This window comes from Stenotrophomonas sp. TD3 (assembly GCF_001939825.1).
Lineage (GTDB): Bacteria > Pseudomonadota > Gammaproteobacteria > Xanthomonadales > Xanthomonadaceae > Stenotrophomonas.
The window spans coordinates 372,594-394,492 of the sequence record NZ_MOYM01000002.1; the positions used below are offsets into that span (position 1 = coordinate 372,594).

A 21,899-nucleotide genomic window follows, 5' to 3' on the forward strand; every position below is an offset into this window, starting at 1 on the left:
GTCAGGCCAGCGCTGCGTCCACCGCCGCAAGCGCGTGCAGGGTGGTGGTGTCGAACAGCGGCACCGCACTGTCTTCGGGGCGCACCAGCAGCATGATCTCGGTACAGCCGAGGATGATCGCCTCGGCACCGCGCGCCACCAGTCTCGCGATCACGCCGGCGTAGACCTGTCGTGAGTGTTCGCTGACCACGCCGGCGATCAGTTCCTGGTAGATGATGTCGTGCACGCTACGGCGATCATCGGCTTCGGGAACCAGTACCTCCAATCCGAAGCGATCCTGCAGCCGATCGCGGTAGAAGTCCTGTTCCATGGTGAAGGCGGTGCCGAGCAGCCCCACCTTGCGGATGCCAGCCTGGAGGATCGCAGCGGCGGTCGGGTCGGCGATATGCAGCAGAGGCAACGGGCACTCGGCTTCGATCCGAGCGGCCAGCGTGTGCATGGTGTTGGTGCAGATCACCAGCAGCTCAGCGCCACCGGCCTGCAGCCGACGTGCGCCATCGAGCATGTGGTCGCCCAGCGCACCCCAGTCGCCGTCGTGCTGCAACTGCTTGATCGGGGCGAAGTTCACCGACCACAGCAGCAGCTGCGCCGAGTGCGCGCCACCGAGGCGATGCCGCACCGCCTCGTTGATGAGCCGGTAGTACTGCGCCGAGCTTTCCCAGCTCATGCCGCCGATCAGGCCGAGGGTCTTCATGCACTGCTCCATGCCAGAGGGGGCCATTGCAGCACAGATGGCCATGGCAATGCCGTGCACGGCTGCCGGCATCTGTAACCGTCGCATCCACCGCATGCTGTATGTGCCGCATCGCGGGCGAGCGCCGTATGCTGGTGCCGTCTTCTGAAGTGGAAACCGGCATGGCCCTGCATACCTGGTGGTGGTTCCTGGCCACGGTCTTCGTGCTGTGCGGGACGCCCGGGCCGAACATGCTGCATATCCTTGGCCGCAGCGTCGGGTTGGGGTTTCGTGGCAGCGTGCCGGCCATGGCCGGCTGCCTGCTGGCGATGCTGCTGGTGCTGGCCGCTTCCGCTGCAGGCCTGAGCGCGTTGCTGCATTCTTCGCCGATGCTGTTCGAGGTGCTGCGCTATCTCGGCGTGGCCTACCTGGCCTGGCTCGGCATCAAGGCGTGGCGTGACAGCACCCGGCCGGCACCGCCGGTGGCCAACGATGCAGAGGTCGTGCTGGCGCCGGTGCACGGCGCGGGCACGGTGTTCCGCGGCGGCCTGTGGGTTGGCTTGAGCAACCCCAAGTTGTTGTTGTTCGCCGCAGCGTTCCTGCCGCAGTTCGTCGACCCGTCGCGCAGCCAGGCCGTGCAGTACAGCGTGCTGGTGGCGACCTTCGCGACCTGCGAACTGTTCTGGTACGTGATGTATGCGGCCGGTGGCCACGGCCTGCGCCGTTGGTTGGCCAAACCCTTCGCACGGCGCTGGTTCGAGCGGCTGGTGGGGAGCGTGTTCCTGGCCTTCGCGGTGGCCCTGCTGCGCTTCCGGCCGCGCTGATTCACGCCGCGCACGCGGCCTGTTCACGACTGCCGCATCGGCGGCGGCCTAGCCTGATCACACCGTTTGCATTCCCTGCGGGGAAAGGACTGACATGATCAAGTGGGCCATCATCTTTGCCATCATCGGCATCATCGCGGGCGTGCTGGGCTTCGGCGGCATCGCCGGTGCCGCCGTGGGCATCGCCAAGTTCCTGTTCTGGGCCGGCATCATCATCGCCGTGGTGCTGTTCCTGATCGGCATGAGCGTGGCCAAGAAGGTCAGCTAGCGCCTGTCGCGCAGCAGCGGGTTCAGTGCGCGCTGCTGCGCGAGAACAGGTTGATCACCAGCACGCCGGCACAGATCAGGCCGATGCCGATCAGCGCCGGTGCATCCAGGCGCTGCTTGAATACCACCAAGCCGATCAGCGAAATCAACACGATGCCGACGCCGGACCAGATGGCGTAGGCAATGCCGGTCGGTATCGATTTCATGGTGACTGACAGCAGGTAGAAGCACAGTCCGTAGCCGACCAGCGCGCCCAGTGTCGGCCACAGCCGGCTCATGCCGTCTGAGGCTTTCAGCAGCGACGTGGCAATCACTTCCAGCACGATGGCCGCAGCCAAGTAGATATAGGGGTTCATCGCGGGCTCCGGGTCACTGCGGGTCGCACAGCTTGAGGGCCTGCTCGGCCATGGCCAGTGCATTGAGGCGTTCTTCTTCATCCAGCGGACGACCGTAGGCGGTGGCCCAGTAGCCGTCGGCTACGCAGCGCGCTGCATACAGGCGCGGGTCGGAGGCTTCGTCCGGGAATTCGGCCAGCATGCCTCGCAGCCATGCGCCCCACTGGGCAAGCAGGGCAGGTTCGAGCATGTTGCCCAGGGTCAGGCCGATGTCGTTGTCCCGCTCCTGCTGCAGCAGGTGATCGAAGTTGGCGCGTACGTAGGCGCGGCTGAAGCAGCCATGGCGGGGGCTGCCTTCCATCAGGCCGCGCACCTGCGCTTCGAAGTCGGCGATGAGTGTGGCGATGGCTTCATCGACCAGCGCCTGCTTGCTGCTGAAATGGTGGAACAACGCGCCTTTGCTGACCCCGGCCGCGCGCGCGACATCCTGTACGGTCAGTGCCGCCAGTCCATGCTGGCCGATCACTGTGATGGTGGCCTGCAGCAATGACTGGCGCACGCTGTCGGGCGCCTTGCGGCGCGAACGGGAAGTTGAAGCGGACATGGGCGGGAAGAAACCGACTGGACGGTACGATTGTAGCGCAGGCCTGCCGCCGCGCCGTGGCTGCCGACCCGGGCCGGCAGCACGGATTCAACCGTCGATGCGTGCGAAGCGGGGTTGTGGGCCGTGCTCGCCGGGCACCTGTTCGATGAACATCGGGTAAGGGCGTACCCACAGGCCACCTTCGCCATACAGGGCGCGATACAGCACCAGCGGTTCCAGCGTCTCGCTGCTGCGGACGATGTCGATCACTTCGTACTCGCCCCCCTTGAAATGGCGGTAGCGCCCCAGGGCGAGTACGGGGAGCGGGCTCAGCTCAGTCATGATGCGCGCGACTCACTTGCGCGCCGGGCTGGCCGGCGTGGCGCAGTATGCGTCGATGGCCTCGGCGGTGTTGGCCAGGCCCTGTGCCTGTGCAAGTTCCCATGGGCGTTCGCAGCGCTGGCTGTGCTCGCACCACTGGTAGCCGGCCGAACCAATGCAGCCATGCGCATCGCGATCACCACCGACTACGGGTGTGGCTGTCGACGTCGCGCTGGCATCGGCACGCGCGGTCGCCGCCGTGTCCGGGCTGGCACAGGCGGACAGCACCAGCAGGGCGGGAATCAGAAATAGCGCTTTCATCGGGCGGGCTCCGTGCCTAAAGCAACAGTGTCCGCCGCAGCCCTCCCGACGGCAAGCGCTCAGTGCACGGCGGCGCGGACCAGCTCTTCGATCAGGATCAGATAGCTGGCCACGAAATAGAACTTCAGCAACGTCCAGCGCTGCTGTGAGAAGAAGGTGCGCATGTGGAAGGGGCCCCTGTTGATGACGATAGTGTGAAGCCAGGCTGACTCCGTGACAAGGATCACGGAATGAACGGGCTAAACGGACTCAGGGATGTGAGGGAGCAAAGAGCCGACCCGAAGGCGCGGCATTTTCGTACAAGTCTGATGGGCCAACCCGGAGGCGGTCGCTAGCCTGATGGTGTACCGGCAAGCGGCCCGTCTGCCTGCCACTGCATCCTTCCATCTGCAGGAGCCTCCTGATGATCATTACCGTCCAATGCGTTGCCCAGCGCTGGTCCGTGCTGCATCCGCAGGCGAGCGCCGCCGCTGGCTATGCCCGTGGTGCCGACGCCTTTGACGCCGCCGCAGCGCTCGCCGTGGAGCATCACCGCCGCACTGGCCAGCGTAGTACGGTGCGTGTCGAGGCGCTTGGCAACACGGTAGACGCGCTCCACGTCGGAGAGTGACGCCACCAGCCGTGGCGCAGTCAGCCACGGTTGCGTTGTTTGAATGGGGAAAAACTGCCGTTGCGCCCCCCTCTGTGCGGCGGGCCGTGAATCCCGGATGCTTGCGCCATCGTATTCATCTGGAGATCTCGATGGGCAAGGCACTCACCTGGCGCACCCTGGCCTGCACCCTGTTGCCGATGCTGGCGGCTGCCGGTGGCGCTCAGGCGCAGAGCTATGGCTACGGCTATGACGACGACCGCTATGGTGGCCGCGATGGCAGTGGCATCGTGCGCTGCGAGTCGGTCAAGAACCGCAGCAATGAGTGCCGCCTGGACGGCCGTGCGCGGTTGATCCGCCAGCTGTCCGGTTCGCCCTGTGTGGAAGGCGAAACCTGGGGCCAGTCACGCAATGGCGTCTGGGTCACACAGGGGTGCCGTGCCGAATTCGTGGGTGAGTACCGCCGCGGTGGCGGCTGGGGCGGCAATGGCGGCGGCTGGGGCAATGGCAATGGCAATGGGTGGGGCGGCGGCGACGTGGTCACCTGCCATTCCAATGGTCATCGCCAGGAGTACTGCGATGCCCGCATCCGCCGGGGTGTCCGCCTGATCCGCCAGGACTCGCGCAGCGCCTGCATCGAAGGCCAGAGCTGGGGCTGGGATCGCCGTGGCATCTGGGTCAGCGATGGCTGCCGGGCGCAGTTCCAGGTGAACTGAGCATTACGGGTCTGACCCGTGAAAATCAGAATAATCTGATACAGCTCACATTTTGAACGCCGTATCGTCTGCGATCAGGGCACGTTGCGTGCCCTGAATCCCAGCGGTGTCGTGTGCCCTAGCCGGCATGCGCATCGCGCCGCCGCCATCGATACGCTGCCTCAAGGAGTGAGCTGCATGTTGATCCGCCTGCAATGCGAACAGCGCCAGTGGCGCGTGCTGCATCCGGACCGGCCGGAGCCGATCGAGTTCCGCGATGGCGCCCGTGCCTATGACTTCGCCGAGACGCTGGCCCGCCTGCACTTTGTCGACACCGGTCAGCGTGCGGCCGTGCGCGTGGAAGCCAGCGGCGCATTCGTCGAAGCGGTAAGTTACGGCTGAGGGCGGGTGCCTGCCGAGGCAGGTCTCCGGAGTTCCGCCATCCACGCATGGCGTGGATCTACGCGTTTCGATCCTGAAGGGTGCGGACCCTGTCCGCACCCATTGCGCCCTGTGTGGATCTACCGGGTGGTGATCGGCCTCAGCCTGCCGCGCTGAGCGGCGGGGTGCCCGCGGCCAGCTGCGGCCAGCGCTTGAGCACAGCGGCGCGGATGCCGGCCGCGTCGATGCCGGCTTCGGCCAGCAGGTCCTCGCGGCTGGCGTGGTGCTGGTAGCTGTCGGGCAGCCCAAGGTGCAGGATCGGGCGCAGCACGCCTTCGGCATTGAGCAGTTCACCAACACCGGACCCGGCACCACCGGCCACCACGTTGTCTTCGATCGTCACCAGGCCCTCGTGCTGGGCGGCCATGGCCAGCACCAGCTCGCGATCCAGTGGCTTGATGAAGCGCATGTTGACCACGCTCAGGCCCAGTTCGCGGCCGACCTGCTCAGCGGCGGCCACGGTGCTGCCGAAGGCGAGCAGGGCGATGCGGCTGCCCTGCAGGCGCAGCTCGCCCTTTCCGATCGGCAGGGTCGACAGGTCGGTACCGGCCGCAACGCCGGTGCCGGTGCCACGCGGGTAGCGCACGGCGGCCGGGCCCGGGTGCTGCAGGCCGGTGCTGAGCATTTGCCGGCACTCGGCTTCATTGGACGGTGCCATCACCACCAGGTTCGGCACGCAGCGCAGGAAGCTCAGGTCGAGGTTGCCGGCGTGGGTTGCGCCGTCCGGGCCGACCACGCCGGCGCGATCGATCGCAAACAGCACGTCCAGGTCCTGGATCGCCACGTCGTGCACCAGCTGGTCGTACGCGCGCTGCAGGAAGGTGGAATAGATCGCCACCACCGGCTTGCCGCCCTGGGTGGCCATGCCGGCGGCGAGGGTGACCGCGTGCTGCTCGGCGATCGCCACGTCGAAGTAACGCTGCGGGTATTCCTTGCTGAAGCGCACCAGGCCGGAGCCTTCGCGCATTGCCGGGGTGATGCCGTACAGGCGCGGCTCGGCGGCGGCGGCATCGCACAGCCAGTCGCTGAATACATCGGTATAGGTCGGCTTCTTGGCCCCGGCCTTGGCCACCAGGCCCTTGTCCGGATCGAACGGGCCCACGGCGTGGTAACCGATCTGGTCGCCTTCGGCCGGCTCGTAGCCCTTGCCCTTGGTGGTCATCACATGCAGCAGCTTCGGGCCCTTGGAGGCGCGCAGCGTCTTCAACGTGGACAGCAGGGCAGGCATGTCGTGGCCGTCGATCGGGCCGGTGTAGTGGAAGCCCATTTCCTCGAACATCGTGGAGGGCACGAACATGCCCTTCCAGTGTTCTTCCCAGCGCTTTACGAAGCGCGCGGGGTTGTTCTTCTTGTCACCGAGGATCTTCTTGCCGCCTTCGCGCAGTGCGTTGAGCGTGCGGCTGCCGGTGGCGCGTCCCAGCATCTTGGTCAGGCCGCCCACGGCCTCGGAGATCGACATGTTGTTGTCGTTGAGGATCACCAGCAGGTTCGGTTCCGGCTCCATGCCGCCGGCATGCATCAGTGCTTCGAACGCCATGCCGGCGGTCATCGCGCCGTCGCCGATCACCGCCACGACCTTGCGGTCGTCGCCTTCGGACTGGCGGGCGATGGCCATGCCGAGTGCGGCCGAGATCGAGGTCGAGGAGTGGCCGACGCCGAAGGTGTCGTACTCGCTTTCCTCGCGCTTCGGGAACGGCGCGACGCCGTCCTTCTGCTTGACGGTGTGGATCTCGTCGCGGCGGCCGGTGAGGATCTTGTGCGGGTAGGTCTGATGGCCGACGTCCCAGACCAGCTGGTCGTGCGGCGTCTGGTACAGGTAGTGCAGGGCCACGGTGAGTTCGATCACGCCCAGGCCGGCGGCGAAGTGGCCGCCGCTCTTGCCCACCGATTCGATCAGGTAGGCGCGCAGTTCGTCGACAACCGCCCTCAATTCGGATTCGTCGAACGTGCGCAGGTCATCCGGTGTCTGGATGCGCGCGAGGCGGGGATAGCGGGCAGAGTCGATCATCATGTTCGCACTTTTTCTGAACGCCCATTTTCGCCCTCAAACGGGGGTGGGGCAAGCAAACGCCGCCGTCCGTGACAGGACGGTGAGGGTTGCATTTTCGGGCGTTCAGGTGCTCAGTTTCGAGCGCTTGGGCAATTGCGCCTTCAGGAAGGCCATCTGGTCGGCCAGGATGTTGCGGTTGGACAGGATCAGGTGCTCGATCCAGCTGGGTCGGTAGGGCACCGCCAGCAGGGGCATGCCGGCCTGCTGCGGGGTGCGGTCGCTCTTGCGCGAATTGCAGTGGAAGCAGGCGGTGACCACGTTTTCCCAGCAGTCCAGGCCGCCCTTGGACAGCGGCATGACGTGGTCGCGGGTGAGCGTGGGGCGGCTGAACTGCTGGCCGCAATACATGCACAGATGGGCGTCGCGGGCGAACAGGGCCTGGTTGGTCAGGTTCGGCGTCGGGTCGATCGCGCGGGAGCGGGCGTGGCCGCGGGCGGCGATGATCGGGTGCAGGTCCATGCCGCTCTGCAGGCCGCTGAAGCGGTTGGTGCCGCCGTGGATGTGCAGGCAGGGATCGCCGAGCGTCCAGGCCACCGCCTCGCGGGCGTAGAGGCAGGCCGCATCCTGCCAGGTGATCCAGTCCAGTACGCGTCCGTGGGCATCAAGCGAGAGCAGCCGGACCGAACCGGGGCGATGCAGCGTCGTGGCGTTGGGCGATGCTTCGGCGCCCGGAGCAGAAAACGGAGCTCCGGCTTCGATCAGACCCAAGCGTGTAGTGTCTGTCTCCATCGGGAGAACAGCTTATACCTGAATGTTGACGATTTGTGTATCGCCGACAGGCGATACACAAATCGTCAACATTCAGGTCCGCGCATTCGGCATCCCAGCCCGCCGTCGGCGGGCTGGGATGCCCACGCATTCTTCCTATTCCCCGCGCCTTCGGCGCGCCCCCTTTAACAAAAGGGGGCTTTTCTCCAGAGAGGTGATCGAGGCTGTCAGGCCGGGGTCGGATCCCTTTCCGCAGGAAAGGGCTCTGACCCCTTATCCACGCGTGGCGTGGATCTACTGTGTCGACCAAGGTCGACACCTACCAACAGCAGCAGAAATCTGTCGAAGGCGGGGTGGGGCCGGTTGCGGGGGCGTGAGCCGCATGGGCTCGAGGCATGCCTCGGGCGGGTTGGGCAGGACGCCCAACCCCGGTCCTGCCGTGTGCGCAGGACAGCGCACACGAGCAAGCGGCGACCGAGGCTACAGGGACGTACTTGCGCCGTCCCCCGCAATTGGACCCACCTCGCCATCCCGCAGGAAGCCGGCTGTTGCGGTTGCCGGCCAGCGGCCGGCACTACCGCGGGTGCCGGCCGCAGCCCGGCTCAGGCGCCGAAGCGCTCGTCGTCCATCGTCATCAGCGGGGCGGCACCGGACTGGATCGCGGCGGCGTGGCTGAGCGTGCGCGGCAGCACACGGGCGAAGTAGAAGCGTGCGGTTTCGCGCTTGCCCTGGGCGAAGGCGGCACCGTGCGCGCTGGCGTCGGCGGCGGCCACGCTGCGGGCCCACCAGTAGGCCAGCACCACGTAACCCGAATAGAACAGGTAGTCGTAGCTGGCTGCGCCCAGTTCGTCCGGATTGCCGGCCGCGCGCTGCAGCACGTCCAGGGTCAGCTTGCCCCATTCGGCGGCCTTGGCGCGCAGCGGGCCGATGAACTCGGCCAGCGCTTCATTGCCCTCGTGTTCCTTGGCGAAGGCTTCGATCTCGGCCAGCATCAGCTTCAGGCCGGCGCCCTGGCTGGACGCGGTCTTGCGGCCGATCAGGTCCAGCGCCTGGATGCCGGTGGTGCCTTCATACAGCGTGGTGATGCGTGCATCGCGGGCCAGCTGCTCCATGCCGTGCTCGCGGATGTAGCCGTGGCCACCGAAGCACTGCAAGGCGTTGTAGGTGTTCTCGATGCCCCATTCGGTCTGGCAGGCCTTGGAGATCGGGGTCAGGAAGCTCACCAGGGTGTCGGCGCGCTCGCGCTCGGCGGCATCCTCGGCGTGGTGGGCGACGTCGATCAGGGTGGCCGCGTGCAGGGCCAGCAGGCGGCTGCCTTCGACCAGCGACTTCACCGTCAGCAGCATGCGGCGCACATCCGGGTGGACCAGGATCGGATCGGCCGGCTTGTCCGGGAACTTGGCGCCGCTCAGGGCGCGCGACTGCAGGCGCTCACGGCTGTACTTCAGTGCGTTCTGGTAGGCGCGCTCGGACAGGCCGATGCCCTGCAGGCCGACGCCCAGGCGCGCGGTGTTCATCATGGTGAACATCGCCTGCAGGCCCTTGTGCGGCTGGCCGACGAGGTAGCCCTGCGCACCATCGAAGTTCATCACGCAGGTGACCGACCCCTTGATGCCCATCTTGTGCTCGATCGAGCCGCAGCGCAGTGCGTTGCGCTCGCCGACGTTGCCCTCGCGGTCGACCTTGAACTTGGGGGTGACGAACAGCGAGATGCCCTTGGCGCCCGGAGGGGCGTCGGGCAGCTTGGCCAGCACCAGGTGCACGATGTTGCCGGTCAGGTCATGCTCGCCGGCGGTGATGAAGATCTTGGTGCCGGTGATCGAATAGCTGCCATCGGCGTTCGGCTCGGCCTTGGTCTTGAGCAGGCCCAGGTCGGTGCCGCAGTGCGGTTCGGTCAGGCACATGGTGCCGGTCCACCGGCCTTCGATCAGCGGCTTCAGGAAGGCCTCGTGCTGCCAGGCCTCGCCGTGCTGCTTCAGCGCTTCGATGGCGCCATGCGAGAGTAGCGGGAAGTTGCCCCACGCCAGGTTGGCGGCGTTGATCATTTCGTTGAGCGGCACGCCCAGGGTGTGCGGCAGGCCCTGGCCGCCCAGCTCCGGTGAGGCGGTCAGGCCGGTCCAGCCACCATCGACGAACTGGTCGTAGGCCTGCTTGAAGCCGGGCGGGGTGGTCACTTCACCGGTGGCCTGGTCGAGCACGCAGCCGATCTCGTCGCCGACGCTGTTGAGCGGGGCCAGCACGGTGGCGCTGAAGCGGCCGGCTTCTTCCAGCACGGCATCGACCACGTCGGCGGTGGCGTCGGTGAAGCCCAGGCGGGCGAACAGGGGTTCGACCTTGAGCACGTCGTGCAGGGCGAAACGGAGGTCGGAAAGCGGGGCGGTGTAGCTGCTCATCGGTACGTCTCGATTTGATCAGGGCAGGGGAGAGCGGCGCCGGGCGCCGCGACGAAAGGCGGGTTCAGCGCAGCACGCCGGGCAGGCCGGGGGCCTGGTTGAGGGTGCTGCGGCTGCTGATGTCGAAGCTGCGCTGCTTCTTTTCCTGCGGCGTGGCCGCCACCGTTCCCTTCAGGCCATAGGCCAGGGTGCGGTTGCTGGCCAGTGCGTCGGCCACCACCAGGCGCGCGGCCGAGCTGGGCACGAGGTCGACATTGATGACATCGGCGGAGGTGCCGCCGATGGAGATGCCGGGCTTGACCTGCAGGGTGCCGGCGTCGTTGTCGCCGACGGTCAGCGCCAGCGAGACGTCATCGAAGGTCATCGGCATCGAGCTGAAGTTCTGCAGGCGCAGGGCCACGGTCCAGTTGCCGTCGGCGCGCACGGTCAGCTGCTGCAGGCTGGCGGCCGGTTCCGAAACACGCTTGACGATGCCGTTGTTGCAGGCAACAAGGGCGAGGGTGCACAGGACGATCAAGGCGGTGCGGAAACGGTGGAGCATGGGCGCAAGTCCTCTGGAGGGGGTGCGTTGGGGTAAGCATACTACGGCGTATGGTTTTGTGGATCGCCTGTGGCGACCCGTCGCAGAGGGTAGCGCGTGAAGATGGCGGCCGGGCGTGCGCAACGCTGGATCGGGCACGCCGGATGCCCCCGATGCGGGGCGGTTCAGTCGGCGGGCGTATCGCGCAACGGTGCCATCAGCCGCAGCGGGCCGAGGTCGTAGCCCATGGCCTCGGCCTTGGCTTTCAGCTGTTCGAACCGGGCGCGATCCATTTCCGGCAGCCGCGAGAGGATCCACAGGTACTTGCGGTCCGGTTCACCAACCAGCGCCCATTGATAGTCCGGGTCCAGCGCCAGCACCCAGTAGTCGGCCCAGACCAGGGGGACCCAGCTCAGCCAGTCGGGCACGAAGCGCACCTGCAGCTGCCCGGGGTGTCCGGCCACCGGGCGTGCCACGCCTTCGGCGACCACGCGTTCGCCCTCGCCATTGCGGCAGGCATTGGTGACGCTGATGCGGCCGTCGCGGCGCAGCCCGTAGTTGGCGGTGATCTCGCCAACGCACTGCTTCTGGAACGACACCGGCAGGTGCGCGATTTCGTGCCACTGGCCTGCGTAGCGGTCGATGTCCAGCGTGTCGACTGCGCGCACCGGTTCGGCGGCGATCACCGGGGAGGCGGCCAGCAGCAGGCAGGCGAGCAGGGCGGGGCGCAGAGGCATCGGCAGGCTCCAGGCAGGAGTCTGGAGCGTAGGTGCCGCCGCGCATGCCGGTGTAAATGTTTCGTCAACCGGGCGGCGGTGGCCGCCGCTTGCGCGGAGCGCGAATAAAAAAAGACCTGCATTTCTGCAGGTCTCTGAAGATGGTGGCCGAAGACGGAATCGAACCGCCGACACGGGGATTTTCAATCCCCTGCTCTACCAACTGAGCTACTCGGCCAAATTGTGTGGCTACCGCGGTGAATGCGGTTTCCGGAAAAAAAAGACCCGCATTTCTGCAGGCCTTCGAAAATGGTGGCCGAAGACGGAATCGAACCGCCGACACGGGGATTTTCAATCCCCTGCTCTACCAACTGAGCTACTCGGCCACATGTTTCGTTGCAGCGAGGTCGCTGCCAAGGACGCGTATATTACGGAGGTCGGCTGCCTTCGGCAAGCGTTTTGCCAAGATTTCTTCACATTGCCGTCTGCGCGCTCGCAAGTGCTTGATCCTCCGTTGTGGGGCGGGGCGTGGCCAGTCGATCATCGTCTGCGGCGGAAAACAGCAGGCCATCGTGAGCGGCAAAGCTGCAAGGGCAACGGTTGCGCCGGACCCGCGCGGGTCCGGGCAATGGAACGCTGTTTTCGTGGCCGCCATCGGGGATGGCTGCGGCGTAGTGTCGGCAGTCCTTTCCTGATGCTGGCAACAGCAGAGACCTGGCCATGTCCGATCCCTCCACCACCTCACGCATCGTGCTTGCGTCGCGTCCGCAGGGGGCGCCAAGTGCAGCCAACTTCCGCCTGGAGCAGGTTGCGTTGCCGGCATTGGCGGATGGCGAAGTGCTGCTGCGCAACCGCTACCTGTCGCTGGACCCGTACATGCGTGGACGCATGGACGAGGGCCCGTCGTATGCCGCGCCGGTGGCGGTAGGGGCGGTGATGGAAGGCCAGACCGTGGCCGAAGTGCTGCGATCCAACGCCGACGGTGTGACGGTGGGAGAGCTGGTGCTGGCGCCGGGTGGCTGGCAGACCCACGCGGTGCTGCCGGCCAAGGCGCTGGGGCGTCGTCTGGATGCGGCCGGACTGCCGCTGAGTACGGCGCTGGGGGTGTATGGCATGCCGGGTTTCACCGCCTATTCCAGCCTGCATGAAATCGCACGCCTGAAGCCGGGCGAGACGCTGGTGGTGGCTGCCGCGACTGGGCCGGTGGGCGCGACCGTGGCCCAACTGGCCAAGCTGCAGGGCGCGCGCGTGGTCGCCATCGCCGGTGGCGAGGCCAAGCGTGCCTATCTGCAGACGCTGGGCGTGGACGTGGCGCTGGATCATCGCGCCGCTGATTTCGCCGCCCAGCTGCGCGCGGCGGTGCCCACGGGTATCGACGTGTATTTCGAGAACGTGGGCGGGCACGTGCTGGATGCAGTGCTGCCGCTGCTCAACGACTTCGCCCGCATTCCGGTGTGCGGCACCATCGCCACCTACAACGAGCGCGGCGTCGAGCAGCCTGGCCCGGACCGGTTGCCGGCACTGTTCAGCCAGATCCTGCGCCAGCGCCTGACCGTGCGTGGTTTCATCGTGCACGACTTCAACCACCTGTGGCCGGACTTCGAACGCGAGATGCCGCAATGGCTGCGCGAAGGCCGCATCCAGTACCGCGAGGATGTGGTGGAAGGGCTGGAGAAGGCGCCGGAGGCGTTCTTCGGGCTGCTGAAGGGGCACAACTTCGGCAAGCTGGTGGTGAAGCTGGATTGAGGGCCTGGCGGTGTGCCGACCAAGGTCGGCACCCACGTCAGGCAGTCGAGGCCTTTTCCCGGCGCAGCAGTTCGCGCTTGCGTGCCACGCCCCACGCATAGCCGGACAGGTCGCCATCGCGGCGCACCACCCGGTGGCAGGGCACCGCCACGGCCAGCGGATTGCTTGCACAGGCGCGTGCCACCGCGCGGCTCGATCGCGGCGCGCCGATATGCGCGGCGATATCGGCATACGAGGCCGTCTGGCCGCGCGGAATCTGCTGCAGCGCCTGCCATACCCGTTGCTGGAAGGCGGTGCCGCGGATATCCAGCGGGAGCGTGGCGCCTCGCGAGGGATCCTCGACCAGGCCCACCACCTGTGCCACCAGTTGCTCATAGCCGTGGTCAGCGCCGACCAGTTCGGCCTGGCGGAAGCGCTGCTGAAGTGACTGCAACAGCGTCTCCGGATCATCGCCGAGCAGGATCGCGACCACGCCGGTCTCGCTGCTGGCCACCAGCACGCTGCCCAGTGAACTTTCGGCGATGGCGAAGTGGATGACTTCGCCGCGGCCACCTGCGCGCCATTGCTTGGGCGTCATGCCCAGCAGCTTCGGTGCGTTCTCGTAGAAGCGCCCGCTGGAACCGAAGCCAGCATCGTGGAAGGCATCGGTGATGCGCTCCTGTTGTTCCAGGCCGGTGCGCAGGCGGTCGGCGCGCAGCGCGGCGGCGTACTGCTTTGGGGTCAGTCCGGTCGCCTGCTTGAACAGGCGATGCAGGCGCGTCGGGCTGCAGCCGGCGATGTCGGCCAGATCCTGTAGCGAGGGTTCGTCGAGGCTGGTCTGAAGGTGGCGGCAGACGCGTTCGACGCGGGCATCGAGGGCGGTGGTGGCGGTACTGTCCATGGCCGGATTCTGGCACGTGCCGGTGCTGCGGAAACTCCGTTTCCTGCACCCATCTGTGAGGCCCGGAAACGGAGTGTTGGCGGGCCGAAGGCGCGGCATCGTGGCGGCCACTTCACAACCGGCACCGCGACCATGCGCCTGAATAACAAGATTGCTCTCATCACCGGTGCCAGCGCCGGCATTGGCCGCGCCAGCGCGCTGCGCTTTGCCGCCGAAGGCGCAAAACTGGTGCTCAACGCGCGGCGGCTGGAGCCGCTGCAGGCGCTGGCCGAGCAGATTCGCGCCGCCGGTGGCGAAGCCGTGGTGCATGCCGCCGACGTGGCCGACCCGGGCACGGCGCACGTGCTGGTCGATCTTGCCCAGCAGTCCTTCGGTGGCCTGGACATCGCGCTCAACAACGCCGGCATGCTCGGCCCGGGCGTGCCGACAGCGGAGTTCCCGGTGGACGCCTGGCGCGAAGTGATGGCCACCAATCTGGATGCCGCCTTCCATGCCGCACGCGCGCAGTTGCCGGCATTGCTGGCACGCGGCGGTGGCTCGCTGGTGTTCGTCGGCACCTTCGTCGGCCATACCGTGGGATTCCCGGGCATGGCGGCCTATGCGTCGAGCAAGGCCGGGCTGATCGGCCTGAGCCAGGTGATCGCCGCCGAATACGGGGCGCGTGGCGTGCGCAGCAACGTGCTGCTGCCCGGTGGTACCGATACCGAGATGGGCCGGCAAGCGGCACCGACCGGCGATGCCCGCGACTTCGTGCGCTCGCTGCATGCGCTCAAGCGCCTCGCCGAGCCGGAGGAGATCGCCAATGCGGCGTTGTTCCTGGCCAGCGATGAAAGCAGTTTCGTTACCGGCAGCGCGATGCGCGTGGAGGGTGGGGTGTCGATCACCCGTACCTGAGTGCGGTCACGTGCGTGGCGAGTAGCGGATGCCGCTGCTGGCCATGAAGCCTTTCGGGTCGAACCGGGCCCAGGCCTCGCCCCAGCCGAAGCGGGCGTGGCCGCCGGCCAGTTTGCGCCCGAGTGCCGTAGCCAAGGTGCGGCGCATGAAAGCGACTTCGGCATCGATTGCTGCCTGGGTCGGCCAGCCGTCTTCCAGTGTTGCACCGGGCAGATCGACGTTCATCGTCACCATGTCGAGCCGTTGCCCGTGGAAGCACAGGCTGATGCCAGCGGGCGCACCGCCCAGGCTGAGCCGGTGCAGGCTCAGCCAGCGGTAGCCGGTGCCGACATCGCGCTCGTCACGCACCAGCGCGGCAAAGGCGACACGCGCTTCATCCCGAGACAGGGTGGGGCCGATCAGCGTCGGCAGGTGGCCGAGCTGGATGCTGCCGTCCGCTGGATCGAGGCGCATTGGCAGCGTGCGCGCGGCGTGCTGGGCGGGAGGTGACATCGCGGACTGGCTGGGCATGTTGGTCCGGATTCTGCAGAGCCGTGAGCTGCGGCGGCAAGCGGAACTGCACACGCTGTTCGCGCGGGCCTGACCTGCGGATCACTGCGCAGCCTCTAGCGTGAAGTCCTGATCGGCCTTCGCCGGCACAGGAGACTTCGATGAGCGAGCGCGACAAAGACCCTGGCGATCCGAAACAGGGCGTACAGGAAAGCCGTCAGGACAGGGCGCAGGAGGACGTGGCAAAGCAGCGGCCGGGGCAGCGCGATCAGCAGGTGCGTGATACGCATTCGCGTGGTCCACGCCGCAAGGACGGGGATCAGGAACCTGCCTGACTCGTGATCGATGCAAGAAAAAACCCGCAGATCGCGACGATCGGCGGGTCTTCTTTATGAGTGGTGGAGCCAAGGAGGATCGAACTCCTGACCTCGTCATTGCGAACGACGCGCTCTCCCAGCTGAGCTATGGCCCCACGGCAGGGCTTCAGTGTAGCCAACTGGCTGCGCCTTGCCAAGCCGACCCAGGATGTGCCGGACGGCGTGGCATGAAGGCGTGCACTGTGCCGAAACCGTCCGGTTTGTCGGGCCCGGATGCCGCGCAACGAAATCGTAACAATTTGGGGGATAATGGCGGCTTGCGCAGTATTCCTCCTATTTGCCGCCCGGCTCGCGCAGGCCGCACGGACGCCTCCTCAGAGCATTCCATGCCCTCCCATTCCGATTCCCGCCGCCTGTCGGGTATGTCGTCTTCCTTCGTTTCCTTCCGCCGCCACCCGCTGGCCCTGGCCTGTGCTGGCCTGGCCCTGGTCGGCAGCTTCGGCGCCGCCGCGCAGGACAGCGCGCCGACCCCGACCGGGCTGGACACCATCACCGTGACCGCCGAGCACCGCGAGCAGAACCTGCAGGAAGTGCCGGTCTCGGTCGGCGTGGTGCAGGGCGGGCGCATGCGCGACTTCACCGCCGGCGGCGACGACACCCTGCTGGCGCTGTCCGGCCGCGTGCCGAGCCTGTATGCGGAAACCACCACCGGCCGCATCTTCCCGCGCTTCTACATCCGCGGCCTGGGCAACATCGACTTCTACCTGGGTGCCTCGCAGCCGGTGTCGATCATCCAGGACGACGTGGTGCTGGAACACGTGGTGCTGAAGTCCAACCCGGTCTATGACGTGGACCAGGTGGAAGTGCTGCGCGGCCCGCAGGGCTCGCTGTTCGGCCGCAACACCACCGCCGGCATCATCAAGTTCGACACCCTGAAGCCGACCCAGGACTACACCGGCCGCGTCAGCGCCAGCTACGCGACCTACAACAGCGTGTCGATCGACGGCGGCTTTGGCGGCCCGATCAACGACATCGCCTCGTTCCGCGTGTCGGCCCTGTACCAGCACCGCGACGACTATGTAGACAACACCTACAAGGGCCCGAGTGCCGACGGCACGGTCAGCCCGAAGAAGAACGCCATGGGCGGCTTCGATGACCGCAACGTGCGCGCGCAGCTGCTGCTGACCCCGAGCGACCAGTTCTCGATCCTGGCCTCGGCCCATGCCCGTGACTACGAAGGCACCTCGACCCTGTTCCTGCGCGGTGCGCTGACCAAGGGCTCGAACAAGACCGACGTGCCGCGCGACAAGGTCGCCTACGACGAAGCCGACAACAACCCGCAGGCCTACAAGACCTACGGCGGTTCGGTGAAGGCGCGTTACGACTTCGGTGCGATCGACTTCACCTCGATCACCGCCTACGAAACCACCTCCGGCTACAGCCGCGGCGACACCGACGGTGGTGCAGCGGTGAACTTCCCGGTGAACGGCGTGCCGAATGGCTACGGCCAGTCGATGGGCCGCATCCGTGATCTGGACCAGTGGACCCAGGAATTCCGCCTGGCCAGCCATGACGACAGCGCCCTGCAGTGGCAGGCCGGTGCGTTCTACTTCAACGGCAGCGACACCACCGACTTCTACCAGCGCGCATGGTTCCTGCAGGGCGCGGCCCGCAACCCGAACAACTGGGTGCGCCTGCGCAACAAGAACACCTCGTGGGCCGGTTTCGGCCAGATCAGCTACGCCTTCACCGACAAGTTCACCGTTACTGCTGGCCTGCGCCAGACCAAGGACGAGAAGCACACCCGCCTGCTGAAGACGGCTGACACTGCCGCCGGCGTGGTCACCTACAAGGGCCGCACCGACGTCAAGATGTCCGACACCACCCCGAGCTGGGATCTGAGCGCGATGTATCAGATCACGCCGGACGTGAGCGTCTACGCCAAGGTCGCACGCGGCTTCCGTGGGCCGACCATCCAGGGCCGTTCGGCGGTGTTCAATGCCGACTTCACCACCGCTGATTCCGAGACCATCCTGTCCTGGGAAGCAGGCGTGAAGAGCAGCCTGTGGGACAACCGCCTGCGCCTGAACGCCACCGCGTTCACCTACACCGTCAACGACATCCAGCTCAACGGCAACGATTCGGACGGCAACGGCGTGCTGTTCAACGCTGACAAGGCCAAGGCCTACGGTTTCGAAGCGGACATGGAACTGCGCCCGATCCCGAACCTGACCCTGAGCGCCGGCCTGAGCCTGCTGCACAGCGAGATCAAGGACAAGCGCGTCTACGCGCAGGTCTGCGGCCTCAACGGCCAGGTGGTGTGCACCGTGAATGACCCGACCATCAAGGTCGGTGCCAACACCTTCGCGCAGATCGACGGCAACCCGCTGCCGAACGCGCCGAAGTACAACGTCAACCTCGCAGCACGCTACGACTTCCCGGTCAGCGATGCCGGCACCATGTTCGTCTCCACCGACTGGAACAAGCAGGGCTACACCAGCTTCGTGCTGTACGACAGCAAGGAGTTCAACTCCAAGGGTGACTTCGAGGGCGGCCTGAAGATCGGTTACTCGGGCAACTACGGTGCCTACGAAGTGGCGCTGTTCGCGCGCAACATCACCAACGAGAAGAACCTCAAGGGTGTGATCGAGAACTACATGGCCGCGGTCTACAACGAGCCGCGCACCGTCGGTGTCTCGCTGAACATGAACTGGTAATGCGCTGACGCGGTGGCGGGTCGTCCCGCCATCGCGCTGCTGGAATGCAAAGGGCGGCCCGGATTAACGGGCCGCCCTTTTCGTTGCTTCAGACCGCGGTGAGGTCGCTGTCCTGGCTGCGCTGGCCGAAGGTCAGGGCCCAGGTCGCACTGTCCACCTGCTGGCGGTCCTGTTCCTGCTGCTTGCGTGCGCGACTGGCACCGAACCAGCGACCCTCGCCGTTGATCAGCGGCGCCATGCGCACCACGTCCACGTACTCCGGATCGATCTCGCTGGCACGCTGCAGCCAGGTCAGGGCGAGGAATGCATTGGCCGGCACGCCGTTGCCGACGTGGTAGATGTCGGCCAGGTAGCCGGCGGCCCACACCTTGTCGTCGTCATCGCCGCGCCACCACAGTGGGATCAACGCGCGCTCGACCGCTTCGCGCTTGTGCGCATCGTTCTGGCCATCCAGTGCCAGGCAGGCCAGGTTGCGGCAGGTCGGACCCCATACGCGCTCACCGGCCTCGGCTTCATCCAGGCAGCGCAGGTACAGCTCGCGCGCACGTGCTTCATTCTCTGCGCCACCGGCAGCGACCAGGCGTACGCCGAGGTTGTAGGTGGCGATCAGGTCGCCGCCCTCCACCGCACGCTCCTGCCAGTACGCGGCCTTCCCTGCATCAACGAACTGCGGCTGGTCACGGCCACCGAGGCGGCCCTTGTACAGGTCGCACAGTGCGGACATTGCGCCTGCATCGCCCGCTTCAGCCATGCGCTGCAGCAGCGACAGGCCGGCAGCCTGCGAGACATCACAGAACAGGTTGGCCGCGAAGGTGACCGCAGAGGTGTTGTCCTGCTGCGCAAGCTTCAATGCGCGCTGCAGCAAGGGCGCAGCGCGTACCGGATCGGCTTTCTGGCCAAGCAGCCCATGCTCGATGGCCGTCGCGGCCCAGAGCAGGCCGATCGCCGAATCGCCCTCGCGCGCGGCGTAGTCCACCACCTGGGCGAACAGCGCTTCGGCACCATCGACGTGGGCAAACCAGGTGCAGGCCTCGAGATTGCTGAGGCCTTCGTGCAGGACCATGTCGCGGTCCAGCGCCCAGGCCTGCTGCAGGTCCTCGAACAGCGCCTGCATGTGCTGCGCATCCCACTGCACATCGTCTTCGACCTCTTCGATGCGGCCGAGCCGATAGCGCAGTCCGGCACGCTGGGTCAGCACCTCCGCGCGCAGGTTGCGGTCCAGGTGCCAGTCGAGAATCTGTGCGTATGCGCGCTCGTGCGCGGCTACGGTTTCGTTGTCATCGCGCTGTGGCGACTCGGCCAGCCAGTCCTGTGCCTTGCGCCAGCGCAGCGCATTGCTCTGCGCCAGATCGAGGCCGCGGCACCAGCTGCCTTCGATGAAGTCTTCCATCGCCTCGTGGCTGCCGCCCCAGCGCGGGTACAGGAAGTACAGAGTGTCTTCCAGCGTGCTCAGGTCGTCGGGGCGCTGTTCCAGCACCAGGCGCATCCAGTAGGCCAGCGGCGCGTCGAAGTCGTCCTGGCTGCGACCGCGCAGCAGCGGCGGCAGGCTGTCGGGCAGGTCCTGCAGCGGTGCACCGAAGCGCGACAGAAGCTGCAGTGCCTGCGGCCACGCCTGCGGATAGTGTTCAGCCAATGCGGCATCGTCGGACTGCGCTGGCTGCCCGGCCTGCAGGGCGAGCAGCCAGTTCGGCTCGCGCAGGTAGCTGGTGATGCGCTTGATGCCATCCAGTGCCAACGCCGGCCGCGGCGACAGCGGGATGGCCTGCAGGTAGGCGTACACGGCGTGGTCGCTGGCCAGCTGCGCGGCCAGCCATTGGCTGTCCTCCACCAGCGCGGCCACGTCGGCGCTGCGCAGTTCGCCGGCGGCGTCCTGCCAGCACGCACCCAGGCGCAGCCAGGCGTAGTAGCTGTGCGGTGCGGCGGCGACCCAGCACTGTGCCTGCTGCAGGCGCTCATCCAGCGTCAGGACCTTGTCCTGCAGGTTGCGCAGGCGCCAGCGGATGCCGGGCAGCGCCCGCGCCCCGTCCAGCCAGGCTTGTTCGTGGGGCGCCAGCAGTGCATCCAGCGCTGCATGGTCGTGTTCCTGCAGCGCGGTGCGCGCCCGCGTGCGCCAGGCCAGGTCCTCGACGGAGAGGCCGTCCTTCGCAATTCCATTTGTCATCTGATGCCATCCAACAGTAGCGGGGCCGCTATTGGACAGGCCCGCGCCCGTGTCGGCAAGCGTGGCAGATGCTCATTCCGATGTTCGCAGGCGCCGCGGCAACGCCCCGGCGCGCTGTGATATCAGGCCGCGGGCAGCAGGGCCTGCAACCGCGACTCCAGCTCCTGCTGGCGCCAGCCGGCCAGTGCGGCCGGCCACTGGCGGCGTTCCAGATAACTTTCCAGATGCTTGCGCGAGGCCAGCACGCCATCCGGCAGGCCCAGTTCGCGGCTGCGCTCGGCGACCGCATCCTGCAGTTTCTTCAGTGCCTGCTTGCTGCTGTCGTTGGCCGGCAGCGCCAGCGGTGCCTCGGCCTCATCGGCCAGCGGCGTATCCAGCGCCTGCCACACAGCGCCCGCGAGCTTGCGCGGAGCCTTCGGGAACTGTTCGAACAGCTTGCCCAGTGCGGCGGCATCGGCCGGTGGCGTGCGTGCCAACGTGGCGGCCAGTTCGTTGTCCAGGATCCAGCTGCGCGGGCGGTCGCTGCTGCGCGCCTGCACATCGCGCCAACGCAGCAGGCGCAGCAGGCGGTGCTGTGCGGCGGCGTCGAGGAACTGCGCCGAGCGCATCGCCAGGTGCGGCCAACGGTCTTCGTCGTTGGCAACGCTGGCCAGCAGGCGCTCGCCGTCGTCGTGCAGCCACTGCTGGCGGCCCAGCGCCTGCAGCCTGGCATCGATGGCGTCGTGCAGCGCGAACAGGTGCTCGACGTCGTCGGCGGCGTACTGCAGCTGCGACTCGGACAGCGGGCGGCGCATCCAGTCCGAGCGGGTTTCGCCCTTGGCCAGTGCCACGCCGGTGATTTCCGCGACCAGCTTCTGGTAGCCCATGCCGCCGCCGATGCCGGCCAGCGACGCGCCGATCTGGGTGTCGAACAGCGGCCGTGGCAGCACGCCGCAGGCCCACTTGAAGGCGACCAGGTCTTCGCTGGCGCTGTGCATCACCTTGATGATCGATTCATCGGCCAGCCAGGGCGCCAGGGCCTCGGTCATGCCGGGAATCAGCGGATCGATCAGCAAGATGTCCTGCCCGACCGCCATCTGCACCAGGGCCAGCTGCGGCCAGAAGGTGCGTTCACGGATGAATTCGGTGTCCAGGCCGATGCGGGCCGGGCGCTGCTGGAAGTATGCATCCAGCTCGGCGGGGGTGGTGATCCAGGTTGCCACGGGTCAGGGCCTACTACTCGGGTTTGCTCAGGCAGGGGAGAATAGCCTAACGTCGGT

The 21,899-nt window shown here is 66.8% G+C and carries 23 protein-coding genes and 3 tRNA genes; 9 read left to right on the plus strand and 17 right to left on the minus strand.

What is annotated here, in order from left to right; translation table 11 throughout:
* Position 1: 1 nt before the first annotated feature.
* On the minus strand, positions 2-694 hold the full coding sequence (locus BKE09_RS18540) for an aspartate/glutamate racemase family protein (protein ID WP_075677167.1): 693 nt from the start codon (positions 692-694) through the stop codon (positions 2-4).
* A gap of 161 nt (positions 695-855) precedes the next feature.
* On the opposite strand from BKE09_RS18540, the gene BKE09_RS18545 reads away from it, so the two are divergent.
* Entirely contained in the window at positions 856-1,497 is a 642-nt protein-coding gene (locus BKE09_RS18545) for a LysE family translocator (RefSeq protein ID WP_075677369.1), read from the plus strand.
* Between the two features lie 94 nt (positions 1,498-1,591).
* Positions 1,592-1,765 carry a DUF1328 domain-containing protein gene (locus BKE09_RS18550; RefSeq protein ID WP_005417836.1) on the plus strand — a complete coding sequence of 58 codons (174 nt, stop codon included), beginning with the start codon at positions 1,592-1,594 and terminating at the stop codon, positions 1,763-1,765.
* 22 nt (positions 1,766-1,787) lie between these two features.
* On the opposite strand, the gene BKE09_RS18555 is transcribed toward BKE09_RS18550, so the two are convergent.
* From BKE09_RS18555 to BKE09_RS18570, 4 genes are all read right to left on the minus strand, one after another.
* Positions 1,788-2,120: an SMR family transporter gene (locus BKE09_RS18555; protein ID WP_075677169.1), complete on the minus strand. Its 333-nt coding sequence runs from the start codon at positions 2,118-2,120 to the stop codon at positions 1,788-1,790.
* Positions 2,121-2,133: 13 nt separating this feature from the next.
* Positions 2,134-2,703: a TetR/AcrR family transcriptional regulator gene (locus BKE09_RS18560; protein WP_075677171.1), complete on the minus strand. Its 570-nt coding sequence runs from the start codon at positions 2,701-2,703 to the stop codon at positions 2,134-2,136.
* Between the two features lie 87 nt (positions 2,704-2,790).
* Positions 2,791-3,024: a DUF1653 domain-containing protein gene (locus BKE09_RS18565; protein WP_014037922.1), complete on the minus strand. Its 234-nt coding sequence runs from the start codon at positions 3,022-3,024 to the stop codon at positions 2,791-2,793.
* Positions 3,025-3,036: 12 nt separating this feature from the next.
* Positions 3,037-3,324 carry a hypothetical protein gene (locus tag BKE09_RS18570; RefSeq protein ID WP_075677173.1) on the minus strand — a complete coding sequence of 96 codons (288 nt, stop codon included), beginning with the start codon at positions 3,322-3,324 and terminating at the stop codon, positions 3,037-3,039.
* 403 nt (positions 3,325-3,727) lie between these two features.
* Between BKE09_RS18570 and BKE09_RS18575 the strand changes: the two genes are divergently transcribed.
* From BKE09_RS18575 to BKE09_RS18585, 3 genes are all read left to right on the plus strand, one after another.
* Positions 3,728-3,934, plus strand: a complete 207-nt coding sequence (locus BKE09_RS18575) for a hypothetical protein (protein WP_075677175.1) — start codon at positions 3,728-3,730, stop codon at positions 3,932-3,934.
* Between the two features lie 131 nt (positions 3,935-4,065).
* Positions 4,066-4,629: a DUF3011 domain-containing protein gene (locus BKE09_RS18580; protein ID WP_032956176.1), complete on the plus strand. Its 564-nt coding sequence runs from the start codon at positions 4,066-4,068 to the stop codon at positions 4,627-4,629.
* A gap of 177 nt (positions 4,630-4,806) precedes the next feature.
* On the plus strand, positions 4,807-5,010 hold the full coding sequence (locus BKE09_RS18585; protein ID WP_005417823.1) for a hypothetical protein: 204 nt from the start codon (positions 4,807-4,809) through the stop codon (positions 5,008-5,010).
* A 139-nt stretch (positions 5,011-5,149) separates the two neighbouring features.
* Here the strand turns inward: BKE09_RS18585 and dxs are convergent, their stop codons facing one another.
* The 7 genes from dxs to BKE09_RS18625 form a co-directional block, all read right to left on the minus strand.
* Positions 5,150-7,057, minus strand: coding sequence for a 1-deoxy-D-xylulose-5-phosphate synthase (gene dxs / locus BKE09_RS18590; protein ID WP_075677371.1), 1,908 nt, complete (start codon positions 7,055-7,057; stop codon positions 5,150-5,152).
* A 105-nt stretch (positions 7,058-7,162) separates the two neighbouring features.
* The gene (locus tag BKE09_RS18595) at positions 7,163-7,828 is read right to left on the minus strand and encodes an HNH endonuclease (RefSeq protein ID WP_032956174.1); all 666 of its coding nucleotides are present in this window, start codon (positions 7,826-7,828) and stop codon (positions 7,163-7,165) included.
* Positions 7,829-8,409: 581 nt separating this feature from the next.
* Complete coding sequence (locus BKE09_RS18605) at positions 8,410-10,200, minus strand: acyl-CoA dehydrogenase C-terminal domain-containing protein (protein WP_075677179.1); 1,791 nt, start codon at positions 10,198-10,200, stop codon at positions 8,410-8,412.
* Positions 10,201-10,264: 64 nt separating this feature from the next.
* Positions 10,265-10,741, minus strand: coding sequence for an LEA type 2 family protein (locus BKE09_RS18610; RefSeq protein ID WP_014037905.1), 477 nt, complete (start codon positions 10,739-10,741; stop codon positions 10,265-10,267).
* Between the two features lie 164 nt (positions 10,742-10,905).
* Complete coding sequence (locus BKE09_RS18615) at positions 10,906-11,457, minus strand: lipocalin family protein (protein ID WP_075677181.1); 552 nt, start codon at positions 11,455-11,457, stop codon at positions 10,906-10,908.
* Positions 11,458-11,598: 141 nt separating this feature from the next.
* Positions 11,599-11,674 (minus strand) — tRNA-Phe (locus tag BKE09_RS18620).
* 72 nt (positions 11,675-11,746) lie between these two features.
* A tRNA-Phe gene (locus tag BKE09_RS18625) sits at positions 11,747-11,822 on the minus strand.
* A gap of 334 nt (positions 11,823-12,156) precedes the next feature.
* On the opposite strand from BKE09_RS18625, the gene BKE09_RS18630 reads away from it, so the two are divergent.
* Positions 12,157-13,182 carry an NADP-dependent oxidoreductase gene (locus tag BKE09_RS18630; RefSeq protein ID WP_075677183.1) on the plus strand — a complete coding sequence of 342 codons (1,026 nt, stop codon included), beginning with the start codon at positions 12,157-12,159 and terminating at the stop codon, positions 13,180-13,182.
* 37 nt (positions 13,183-13,219) lie between these two features.
* On the opposite strand, the gene BKE09_RS18635 is transcribed toward BKE09_RS18630, so the two are convergent.
* Positions 13,220-14,062, minus strand: a complete 843-nt coding sequence (locus tag BKE09_RS18635; protein WP_075677185.1) for a methylated-DNA--[protein]-cysteine S-methyltransferase — start codon at positions 14,060-14,062, stop codon at positions 13,220-13,222.
* 132 nt (positions 14,063-14,194) lie between these two features.
* Here BKE09_RS18635 and BKE09_RS18640 point away from each other — a divergent pair, with 132 nt between their 5' ends.
* Positions 14,195-14,956: an SDR family oxidoreductase gene (locus BKE09_RS18640; RefSeq protein ID WP_075677187.1), complete on the plus strand. Its 762-nt coding sequence runs from the start codon at positions 14,195-14,197 to the stop codon at positions 14,954-14,956.
* Positions 14,957-14,962: 6 nt separating this feature from the next.
* Here the strand turns inward: BKE09_RS18640 and BKE09_RS18645 are convergent, their stop codons facing one another.
* The gene (locus tag BKE09_RS18645) at positions 14,963-15,448 is read right to left on the minus strand and encodes a hypothetical protein (RefSeq protein ID WP_075677373.1); all 486 of its coding nucleotides are present in this window, start codon (positions 15,446-15,448) and stop codon (positions 14,963-14,965) included.
* Positions 15,449-15,606: 158 nt separating this feature from the next.
* Here BKE09_RS18645 and BKE09_RS23555 point away from each other — a divergent pair, with 158 nt between their 5' ends.
* The gene (locus BKE09_RS23555; RefSeq protein WP_006457496.1) at positions 15,607-15,780 is read left to right on the plus strand and encodes a hypothetical protein; all 174 of its coding nucleotides are present in this window, start codon (positions 15,607-15,609) and stop codon (positions 15,778-15,780) included.
* Positions 15,781-15,841: 61 nt separating this feature from the next.
* Here BKE09_RS23555 and BKE09_RS18650 read toward each other — a convergent pair.
* Positions 15,842-15,917: transfer RNA gene (locus tag BKE09_RS18650), tRNA-Ala, on the minus strand.
* 231 nt (positions 15,918-16,148) lie between these two features.
* Here BKE09_RS18650 and BKE09_RS18655 point away from each other — a divergent pair.
* Entirely contained in the window at positions 16,149-18,479 is a 2,331-nt protein-coding gene (locus BKE09_RS18655) for a TonB-dependent receptor (RefSeq protein ID WP_075677189.1), read from the plus strand.
* 88 nt (positions 18,480-18,567) lie between these two features.
* On the opposite strand, the gene BKE09_RS18660 is transcribed toward BKE09_RS18655, so the two are convergent.
* The gene (locus tag BKE09_RS18660) at positions 18,568-20,640 is read right to left on the minus strand and encodes a DUF4034 domain-containing protein (protein ID WP_075677191.1); all 2,073 of its coding nucleotides are present in this window, start codon (positions 20,638-20,640) and stop codon (positions 18,568-18,570) included.
* A 122-nt stretch (positions 20,641-20,762) separates the two neighbouring features.
* The gene (gene rnd, locus BKE09_RS18665; protein ID WP_075677193.1) at positions 20,763-21,842 is read right to left on the minus strand and encodes a ribonuclease D; all 1,080 of its coding nucleotides are present in this window, start codon (positions 21,840-21,842) and stop codon (positions 20,763-20,765) included.
* Positions 21,843-21,899: the final 57 nt, after the last annotated feature.

Coding starts and splice junctions, on each gene's coding strand:
- BKE09_RS18540 (WP_075677167.1), bottom strand. CDS start 694: ATGAAGACCCTCGGCCTGATCGGCGGCATGAGCTGGGAAAGCTCGGCG.
- BKE09_RS18545 (WP_075677369.1), top strand. CDS start 856: ATGGCCCTGCATACCTGGTGGTGGTTCCTGGCCACGGTCTTCGTGCTG.
- BKE09_RS18550 (WP_005417836.1), top strand. CDS start 1,592: ATGATCAAGTGGGCCATCATCTTTGCCATCATCGGCATCATCGCGGGC.
- BKE09_RS18555 (WP_075677169.1), bottom strand. CDS start 2,120: ATGAACCCCTATATCTACTTGGCTGCGGCCATCGTGCTGGAAGTGATT.
- BKE09_RS18560 (WP_075677171.1), bottom strand. CDS start 2,703: ATGTCCGCTTCAACTTCCCGTTCGCGCCGCAAGGCGCCCGACAGCGTG.
- BKE09_RS18565 (WP_014037922.1), bottom strand. CDS start 3,024: ATGACTGAGCTGAGCCCGCTCCCCGTACTCGCCCTGGGGCGCTACCGC.
- BKE09_RS18570 (WP_075677173.1), bottom strand. CDS start 3,324: ATGAAAGCGCTATTTCTGATTCCCGCCCTGCTGGTGCTGTCCGCCTGT.
- BKE09_RS18575 (WP_075677175.1), top strand. CDS start 3,728: ATGATCATTACCGTCCAATGCGTTGCCCAGCGCTGGTCCGTGCTGCAT.
- BKE09_RS18580 (WP_032956176.1), top strand. CDS start 4,066: ATGGGCAAGGCACTCACCTGGCGCACCCTGGCCTGCACCCTGTTGCCG.
- BKE09_RS18585 (WP_005417823.1), top strand. CDS start 4,807: ATGTTGATCCGCCTGCAATGCGAACAGCGCCAGTGGCGCGTGCTGCAT.
- dxs (WP_075677371.1), bottom strand. CDS start 7,057: ATGATCGACTCTGCCCGCTATCCCCGCCTCGCGCGCATCCAGACACCG.
- BKE09_RS18595 (WP_032956174.1), bottom strand. CDS start 7,828: ATGGAGACAGACACTACACGCTTGGGTCTGATCGAAGCCGGAGCTCCG.
- BKE09_RS18605 (WP_075677179.1), bottom strand. CDS start 10,200: ATGAGCAGCTACACCGCCCCGCTTTCCGACCTCCGTTTCGCCCTGCAC.
- BKE09_RS18610 (WP_014037905.1), bottom strand. CDS start 10,741: ATGCTCCACCGTTTCCGCACCGCCTTGATCGTCCTGTGCACCCTCGCC.
- BKE09_RS18615 (WP_075677181.1), bottom strand. CDS start 11,457: ATGCCTCTGCGCCCCGCCCTGCTCGCCTGCCTGCTGCTGGCCGCCTCC.
- BKE09_RS18630 (WP_075677183.1), top strand. CDS start 12,157: ATGTCCGATCCCTCCACCACCTCACGCATCGTGCTTGCGTCGCGTCCG.
- BKE09_RS18635 (WP_075677185.1), bottom strand. CDS start 14,062: ATGGACAGTACCGCCACCACCGCCCTCGATGCCCGCGTCGAACGCGTC.
- BKE09_RS18640 (WP_075677187.1), top strand. CDS start 14,195: ATGCGCCTGAATAACAAGATTGCTCTCATCACCGGTGCCAGCGCCGGC.
- BKE09_RS18645 (WP_075677373.1), bottom strand. CDS start 15,448: ATGTCACCTCCCGCCCAGCACGCCGCGCGCACGCTGCCAATGCGCCTC.
- BKE09_RS23555 (WP_006457496.1), top strand. CDS start 15,607: ATGAGCGAGCGCGACAAAGACCCTGGCGATCCGAAACAGGGCGTACAG.
- BKE09_RS18655 (WP_075677189.1), top strand. CDS start 16,149: ATGCCCTCCCATTCCGATTCCCGCCGCCTGTCGGGTATGTCGTCTTCC.
- BKE09_RS18660 (WP_075677191.1), bottom strand. CDS start 20,640: ATGACAAATGGAATTGCGAAGGACGGCCTCTCCGTCGAGGACCTGGCC.